Source organism: Pedobacter sp. SYP-B3415 (assembly GCF_004138205.1).
Classification (GTDB): Bacteria; Bacteroidota; Bacteroidia; order Sphingobacteriales; family Sphingobacteriaceae; genus Pedobacter.
The window spans coordinates 1-6,870 of record NZ_RXNQ01000020.1 but is presented as its reverse complement, the minus strand read 5'-3'; the positions used below and the strand labels follow the sequence as shown (position 1 = coordinate 6,870).

Sequence of the window (6,870 nt, the reverse complement as noted above, 5' to 3'; positions counted from 1 at the left end):
AAAAAATGTACTTTTAGGCATAGTTTATTTTTGTTGTGTGGTAACTCCAAATCTAAAAACTATAGGGGGCTTCGGCCCCTTTTTTTATGCACTTTTTTTCGGTTTACCGGACAACACTGATTCATGGTTCGTGGCTCAACCAGCGGTCATTGAGGGGTTCTGCGCCCAGGACTTTGAACTTTCAACTTTTTACTTTCAACTCAAAGGGTCCTTTCCCTTGATCTCCTGCGCAAACGTTCGCCGCTGCTTCGTCGCAGGAGATCCCTCGCCGTTGCGACCATGAGAAAAAAGGAATTGCGTAAACGCGCTTCGGAATGACGGCGTGGGGGAACGTTGGTGGGGCTCGGCAAAGTGAGGGGTTAGGCACCCAGGTCCTGACTCATGATTCATGGTTCGTGGCTCAGCCAGCGGTCATTGAGGGGTTAGACTCCCAGGACTTTGGACTTTCAACTTTTTACTTTCAACTCAATGGGTCCTTTCCCTTGATCTCCTGCGCAAACGTTCGCCGCTGCCTCGTCGCAGGAGATCCCTCGCCGTTGCGATCCAGTGGAAACGGGATTCCGCAAACGCGCTTCGGGATGACGGCGTAGGGGATCGTCGGTGGGGCTTGGAAAGTGAGGGGTTAGGCACCCAGGTCCTGACTCATGATTCATGGTTCGTGGCTCATTTCCTTGGCTACTTCAAAATCACCTTCGTTGCACCGTATCCAAAGCGTTCCTTCTGCGCGTCCATAAAGGTTTTTACCTGTGGATGCCTGCCCAGCTCGCGGTGTATATGCTGCTGCAGTTTTCCGTTTCCGGCACCGTGAATAAAAATAAGCTCGGGCAACTTGTGCACAACAGCAGCTTCCAGGATTTTACGGAAATGTCCGAGCTGGATGTCAAAAATTTCATCCCCCTTCAAAAACTGGTGGTCGCTACGCAGTTTTTCGATATGCAGATCGGTTTCTGCATCCGGTCTGCTTAATCCCTGTTTTTCAGGTGCAGGTTTGAAAAAACTTTCTTTCAGTTGCTGCGCATCAATTTTCAGGGGAGGTTCGTCCAGGCGGAATTGCCATCCTTTTTCGCCCGGAAGGGCAACCGTTGCGCGTTCGGCAGCAAAATCTTTTGGCCGGAACTTCCTGGCAAACTTAACCGGTGGAAGCAAGGCTGCTGTGCTATGCCGTAGGACGTTGAGGTGAAACTCTGGCCAGAGATCAAGATCAGGCAGGGCACCTTCAAACACCTGCACAGAACTGCCCGATTCGAGTATGCCCGACTGAATGCCGCTGAAACGTCCCTGTCTTTCGCCTGAGAGGCTGAACAACAGCCGGTCGGTCGTATGGTTTACAATGTTAAACCGAACGGCATGCTGCCTTGTTCCCGGCTGCAGCACCAGGAAAATCGCCTCCTCACCCGGCGGTTTTACGGCCGGCTTTTTCTGGACGGCGGCCGCCGCAGCGGCGGCTTCTTCCGCCGGATCTTCCTGCATATGCCCATGTATGCTGGTCAGGTTGCTCACGCTGACCGGGATTTCAAAGCCATCGGTATCTGTTACGCCGAGTGTTTGCTCGTCGATAATGCTTGTTACGTATCCTTCGCGTTTTTCATCGACGAAGCGGACAAAATCGCCCAGTTTAAATTTCATGTTCGATAGTTTAATAGTTAATGGCACCGGCCGCCGGGCCGGTAACCGATGTTGTGGCTGGCCTTGCTCGGCAGCCGCAATCTTATTGCCGCTACCAGCGGATCAGTGCGCTGGCCCATGTAAAGCCAGAGCCAAATGCTGCGAGGCAAACCAGATCACCCGGGTTTATTTTCCCGGCCTCCCAGGCCTCGCAAAGTGCCAGAGGCACGGAAGCGGCCGTTGTATTGCCATACTTCTGGATGTTATTGAAAACCTGTTCATCTGCCAGTCCGAGCAACTGCTGCACATACTGACTGATGCGCAGGTTTGCCTGATGGGGAACAAGCAGGTTGATATCCTGCTCGCTCAGGTTATTCGCTGCCAGTGCCTCGCGGATAACTTCCGGAAACTTCACGACGGCCTTTTTAAATACCGACGGACCATCCATATAGGGAAGTGCAGCTCCGCTTTCCAGAATTTCCGGTGTCATAAACAGGCCACCCAGTTCCTGCTCGGGAAATGGCGGGTTGTCTTTAAGCCATTTATTGGCGTGCGAGCCGGGATAATGCATAGCGAGGATTTCGGCATCCGCGCCGTCGCTGTGCAGGTGTGTGCTCAAGATTCCGCTGTTGTCATCATCGCTGCGCTGAAGAACGACCGCGCCGGCACCATCGCCAAAAATAACGGAGACATTGCGGCTGCGGGTTTCGAAATCCATCGCAAAAGAATGTTTTTCGCTGCCCACGACCAGGATGTTTTTATACATGCCCGTTTTTATAAATTGATCTGCAACCGACAGGGCATAAACAAAGCCAGAGCACTGGTTGCGAACATCCAGGGCGCCAATTTCTTTCATTCCCATTTCTCGCTGCAGGAGCACGCCGCATCCCGGAAAATAATAATCCGGGCTGAGCGTGGCGAAAACGATAAAATCGATCTCGTCTGCTGTTGTTCCGGCCCGTTCCATGGCAACTTTAGCAGCTTCTATACCCATGGTTGTCGTCGTTTCGCCGTTGCGGTCTGCGAAACGGCGCTCCTCTATCCCGGTACGCTCACGAATCCAGGCATCGCTTGTTTCCATGAACCTGGATAAGTCTTCGTTTGTATAAATATTGTCGGGAACATACCGGCCAATTCCGGCAATTTTTGAACGATACATGTTATAGGCGTTTGACGCTGTAAATTTATGACTTATTGTTGCCCAAACTCTGCTTTAATTTTTCCAAAATAAAGTATTTTTGTGCTATGTCGACAGAAACCAAGGAAGAGACGTTCACGCTTGAAGAAATCCTTACCTCCTTAAAAACCGTCCACCGACTCATCTTATGGAATGACGATGTAAATACGTTCGACCATGTGATCCATTGTATGATGAAGTACCTTGATTATAGCGAAAACCAGGCCGAAAAGATTGCCTGGGAAGTGCATAACAAGGGTAAATGTGCCGTACTTGAAGGCTCATTTACAGAAATGGAAATTTACCGCAAAATTCTTCAGCAGGAAGGCCTGACCGTTACGGTTGATTAAGGAACCGGGCGTCTGGGCCGGAGAACGACCAAAGAAAAAGGAAAAAAGAGGAAAGACCACAGCGTCTAACCCCTCATGGCCGTTAGCCGAACCAGGAACCATGAATCATGAGTCAGGACCTGGGCACCAAACCCCTCCATGAGATTATAGAAAAAGGATCAAGGACGAAAGACCACGGCGCTGAACGGTTATGCGCTATGCAGGGTATGCGCCACGTCTAAGTACGAACTACGAATACCTATATACTATTGCAGCCCTGTCTCAGGACTCATATCTCATATCTCACATCGCCATAATTCACCGACGTTCCCCCACGCCGTCATCCCGAAGCGCGTTTGCGGAATCCCTTTTCTACTGGATCGCAACGGCGAGGGATCCCCTGCGACGAAGCAGCGGCGAACGTTTGCGCAGGAGATCAAGGAAAGACTACGTCGAGCCAGGAACCATGAATCAGTGTTGTCCGGTAAAAATTGGCTGAATGAACTAGGATCCTTCTAAGCAGTCTCAAAACAGTATTTGCCTGAATCTTCTGAATCAAGCCCTCCTGTATTCTATGTCTGGGGGTTTTACGTACAGGCGGTGGTTTTGATGACGGTTTTGCCTGCTTACTGCCACTGATAGGTGCGGACCGGCCTTGTATCTTCTCGCCGCAGAAAAGTATTAAAAGTCTTGCACTGTTTTAAGGAGGTTGGGAAGAACCAAGGAGGGGAACCAGCCCGGAACGGAATGGCGCAGGGATAATCCGGGCCTTTTCCCGCCGCCGTCAGACTTTTGATGCTTTTATGCAAGAAGAGATACACAGCCGGAGCGGTTTGCTTCTTTTCCAAGAAAAAGAAGGAGCCCCCGCGGCGGTGAGCGGTTCGATACCACAGTTTCATATATGTTGAAACCAAAGAACTATAGGCTTTCGCAAAATTTTCCCCGGACAACACTGAGCCAGGAACCATGAATCATGAGTCAGGAAGTTTTAAGTTGTAGGTATTAAGTTGTAAGTCGCTCTGAGTAAAAAGTAAAAAGTCGAAAGTTCAAAGTCCTGGGCGCAGAACCCTCCATGAGATTAAAGAAAAAGGATCAAGGACGAAAGACCACGGCGCTGAACTGGTTATGCGCTATGCAGGGTTTGCGCCAAGTCTAAATACGAACTACGAATACCTATATACTATTGCAGCCGTGTCTCAAGACTCAAATCTCGTATCTCAAATCTCCAGGAAAATCTCCAGGAATTGCACCACTAAATACGAACTACGATTATCTATATACTATTTCCCATAATCTGCCAAAACAGATATCTTTGCCGGTATGAATATCTTACTCTTAGGTTCTGGGGGCAGAGAAAGCGCTTTCGCCTCGAAAATCAGTCAATCAGACAGATGTACTCAACTGATCATTGCACCCGGCAACGGAGGTACGGCAAAATATGGCCGCAACGTTCCGCTTAACCCGAATGATTTTGATGCGGTAAAAAACCTGGTGCAGAAAGAGAAGATTTCATTGGTGATTGTCGGACCCGAAGAACCACTTGTAAATGGTATTCACGACTTCTTTGCTGCCGATGCCGAGCTGGCATCTGTTCCGGTTATCGGACCGAAGAAAGAAGGAGCCATCCTGGAAGGAAGCAAGGACTTCTCTAAACAGTTTATGCAACGCCAGGGTATTCCAACGGCCGCTTCACAAACTTTTACAAATGAAACGTTGCAGGCAGGTCTCGATTACCTGGACCAGCACACGCTTCCGATCGTATTAAAGGCTGACGGCCTCGCGGCAGGCAAGGGTGTGCTTATCCTCGAAGACCGCGAGGAAGCGAAGGCAGAATTGAAACTGATGCTGGGAGGAAAATTCGGCTCCGCCGGATCATCAGTTGTCGTAGAGCAGTTTTTAACCGGTATCGAACTTTCGGTTTTTGTGCTCACAGATGGCGAAAATTATGTGCTGTTGCCTGAAGCCAAAGACTATAAACGTATCGGTCAGGGCGATACCGGACTAAACACCGGCGGTATGGGCTCTGTTTCGCCGGTTCCTTTCGCCTCGGCCGAATTTATGCAAAAGGTTCGTGAGCGTATCATCGATCCGACAGTAAACGGACTGAAAGCTGAAAATATTGATTATACAGGCTTTATCTTTTTTGGCCTGATCAAAGTGGGTGAAGAGCCCTACGTAATTGAATACAACTGCCGTATGGGCGATCCGGAAACAGAAAGTGTACTGCTGCGGGTTGAAAATGATCTTGTCGCCCTGTTTGAAGCCACGGCCGCACGCAGGCTGAATGAAGTGCAAGTGCGGATTTCGCCAAAAACAGCAGCGACCGTAATGGTTGTTGCGGGCGGGTACCCGGGCGACTATGAAAAAGGCAAGGCCATTTCCGGTATCGAGAACGTGCGGCATTCTGAGGTTTTCCACGCCGGAACCACTGCCGAAAACGGTGTTGTGAAAACCAACGGCGGTCGGGTGCTGGCCGTTTCTACCCTGCAGGATGATATGTTCACGGCCCTGCAGTGCGCCACTGCCGATGCCGGCCGGATCTATTTCGATGGAAAATATTTCCGCGAAGACATCGGGTTTGATTTGGTTTGAGGAGACGTTTTAAGTTTAAAGTTGAAAGTAAAAAGTCGAAAGTCTGGGCGCAGAACCCCTCCATGAGACTAAAGAAAAAGGAGAAAAGACTGAGCCAGGAGCCATGAATCATGAGTCAGGACCTGGGCGCCTAACCCCCTCACTTGCCCTACCCGGCCGAGGGGTTTTGCGCCTGTCTCAGGACTCAAATCTCATATCTCAAATCTGAAGAAATCCATTGGCTCCGCTCCAGGCGATTCCTCCCACGGGTCATTCAGAGCGTAGCGAAGAATCTGACTTGTGATCCCGAGTCAGATCCTTCCGCCGCTCCGCTCTGTCTGGATGACCCGTGAGGGGGGCTCTGCACGAATGGCGGCCGAGGGGTTTTGCTCCTGTCTCAAGACTCATATCTCATATCTCAAATCTGAAGAAATCCATTGGCTCCGCTCCAGGCGATTCCCCCCACGGGTCATTCAGAGCGTAGCGAAGAATCTGACTTGTGATTCCGACTCAGATCCTTCCGCCGCTCCGCTCTGTCTGGATGACCCGTGAGGGGGGCTCTGCACGAATGGCGGCCGAGGGGTTTTGCGCATGTCTCAAGACTCATATCTCATATCTCAAATCTGAAGAAATCCATTGGCTCCGCTCCAGGCGATTCCTCCCACGGGTCATTCAGAGCGTAGCGAAGAATCTGACTTGTGAGCCCGAGTCAGATCCTTCCGCCGCTCCGCTCTGTCTGGATGACCCGTGAGGGGGGCTCTGCACGAATGGCGGCCGAGGGGTTTTGCGCCTGTCTCAGGACTCAAATCTCATATCTCAAATCTGAAGAAATCCATTGGCTCCGCTCCAGGCGATTCCTCCCACGGGTCATTCAGAGCGTAGCGAAGAATCTGACTTGTGATCCCGAGTCAGATCCTTCCGCCGCTCCGCTCTGTCTGGATGACCCGTGAGGGGGGCTCTGCACGAATGGCGGCCGAGGGGTTTTGCGCCTGTCTCAAGACTCATATCTCATATCTCAAATCTGAAGAAATCCATTGGCTCCGCTCCAGGCGATTCCCCCCACGGGTCATTCAGAGCGTAGCGAAGAATCTGACTTGTGATTCCGACTCAGATCCTTCCGCCGCTCCGCTCTGTCTGGATGACCCGTGAGGGGGGCTCTGCACGAATGGCGGCCGAGGGGTTTTGCGC

5 protein-coding genes are annotated in these 6,870 nt (G+C 51.0%); 3 read left to right on the top strand and 2 right to left on the bottom strand.

The window, feature by feature from the left end; translation table 11 throughout:
• Positions 1 to 283 (top strand): hypothetical protein (locus tag EJV45_RS19555; protein ID WP_205942354.1); only part of this gene is annotated, 283 nt, incomplete at its 5' end.
• Positions 284 to 675: 392 nt separating this feature from the next.
• Here the strand turns inward: EJV45_RS19555 and EJV45_RS08685 are convergent.
• Both EJV45_RS08685 and EJV45_RS08680 read right to left on the bottom strand, forming a co-directional pair.
• Positions 676 to 1,626, bottom strand: a complete 951-nt coding sequence (locus EJV45_RS08685) for a Smr/MutS family protein (protein ID WP_129715288.1) — start codon at positions 1,624 to 1,626, stop codon at positions 676 to 678.
• Between the two features lie 91 nt (positions 1,627 to 1,717).
• Complete coding sequence (locus tag EJV45_RS08680; protein WP_129715287.1) at positions 1,718 to 2,764, bottom strand: 3-oxoacyl-ACP synthase III family protein; 1,047 nt, start codon at positions 2,762 to 2,764, stop codon at positions 1,718 to 1,720.
• Positions 2,765 to 2,850: 86 nt separating this feature from the next.
• Between EJV45_RS08680 and EJV45_RS08675 the strand changes: the two genes are divergently transcribed.
• Positions 2,851 to 3,132 carry an ATP-dependent Clp protease adaptor ClpS gene (locus tag EJV45_RS08675; protein ID WP_129715286.1) on the top strand — a complete coding sequence of 94 codons (282 nt, stop codon included), beginning with the start codon at positions 2,851 to 2,853 and terminating at the stop codon, positions 3,130 to 3,132.
• Positions 3,133 to 4,431: 1,299 nt separating this feature from the next.
• Positions 4,432 to 5,703: a phosphoribosylamine--glycine ligase gene (gene purD, locus EJV45_RS08670; RefSeq protein WP_129715285.1), complete on the top strand. Its 1,272-nt coding sequence runs from the start codon at positions 4,432 to 4,434 to the stop codon at positions 5,701 to 5,703.
• Positions 5,704 to 6,870 lie beyond the last annotated feature (1,167 nt).

Excerpts from the sequence above, each read along its gene's own strand:
- EJV45_RS08675 (WP_129715286.1), top strand. The coding sequence starts at position 2,851 with ATGTCGACAGAAACCAAGGAAGAGACGTTCACGCTTGAAGAAATCCTT.
- EJV45_RS08680 (WP_129715287.1), bottom strand. The coding sequence starts at position 2,764 with ATGTATCGTTCAAAAATTGCCGGAATTGGCCGGTATGTTCCCGACAAT.
- purD (WP_129715285.1), top strand. The coding sequence starts at position 4,432 with ATGAATATCTTACTCTTAGGTTCTGGGGGCAGAGAAAGCGCTTTCGCC.
- EJV45_RS08685 (WP_129715288.1), bottom strand. The coding sequence starts at position 1,626 with ATGAAATTTAAACTGGGCGATTTTGTCCGCTTCGTCGATGAAAAACGC.